The organism is Neisseria sp. P0021.S006 (assembly GCF_051956895.1).
On sequence record NZ_JBQCWZ010000422.1, the window covers coordinates 1 to 1,212 of the forward strand.

2 protein-coding genes are annotated in these 1,212 nt (G+C 49.2%); both read left to right on the forward strand.

Going from position 1 to position 1,212, the window contains the following annotated elements:
* The first annotated feature begins 128 nt into the window (after positions 1-128).
* Positions 129-485 (forward strand): DUF2069 domain-containing protein, encoded by a 357-nt coding sequence (locus ACTHUM_RS14680; protein WP_049336736.1) that lies wholly within the window; start codon positions 129-131, stop codon positions 483-485.
* A partial coding sequence (locus ACTHUM_RS14685; RefSeq protein WP_440403246.1) for a pilin glycosylation ligase domain-containing protein occupies positions 482-1,212 on the forward strand: 731 nt, incomplete at its 3' end. The genes ACTHUM_RS14680 and ACTHUM_RS14685, both read left to right, overlap by 4 nt.

Sequence of the window (1,212 nt, forward strand, 5' to 3'; positions counted from 1 at the left end):
GTTTCATTCGTTTGAAGAAAAAACAATAAATCCTTTCTTCAGCATCTTTAAGCAATATTCTTGGCTTACCCCGCCTTTTTAGCGGTATAATTTTAAGTTTTCCAGTACGGCTTTACGCCCTCAATATTGTGAACAATACACGCTCCCCATTACCTTATCTTGCAACTTCCATAAGCCTTATCCTGCTGATTCTGCTTTCCTTGTCATGGGAATTGTGGATCGCGCCATTGCGCGAAGGCGGCTCATGGCTGGCACTGAAAGCCCTGCCGCTGTGCCTGCCGTTGACCGGCATTTTGAAAAAACGCATCTACACTTATCAATACAGCTCCATGCTGATTCTGATTTACTTTGCCGAAGCCTGTATGCGCCTGGCTGACACAGCCGTCGCCAGCCGGATTTGCGCCGCCGTTTCTGTATTATTGTGCATTGCCTTTTTCCTCGGCTGCCTTGCATTTATCAAACAACAAAAACACACATCAAAATGACCTACCACACTCTTTCAGACGGCCTGACTGAATCTTCAGTAAAAACCTTTTGGCCTTTATGGCTCAGTTTTCTTTGGATTTGCGCCGTCCCTTTTCTCTCGCTCTACCGAGTCGGTCCACTGCCCAGCTTTTATTTGGAAGCCATCTCTCTGAGCGGCTCATTGGTACTGACTTTGATTAGCGCACACAAAAGTCTGCTGAATATCCGCCTTCCTGCACTCAGTATCGGCTTGTTTGCCATGGCCGCATTTTGGTCGCTCCAAGCGCGCCTCATGTATTCCACCTACCCCGGCATGAGCGATATTACCGCCTGGACCTTTGTTATTTTGGCACTGGGCGCATGGTCGGTGCGGGGCTGGGTAGCAGCTTACGGACAGGAACGCGTCGTCAGCATCTTTGCTTGGTCTTTATTGATAGGTGCAACCATACAGGCCGTCATCGTCTGGCTGCAATTTAAAGGCTGGTCTAACGTAGAGTGGTTGAACGGCATCATTGCCCGAAGCAGCGGTACCGTAAACGGCCAACTCGGCCAGCGCAATCATTTGGGACATTATTTAATGTGGGGCATTTTGGCGGCATCCTATTTATGGACGGCGCGCAAAATGTCCAATACAGCAGGTTTTCTGTTTGTATTGGCATTGACTGCGACCCTCGGCCTTGTCAACTCGCGCACCATCTTAGGCTACATTGCCGCCCTATTCCTGATTACGCCGTTATGGTTTTGGCG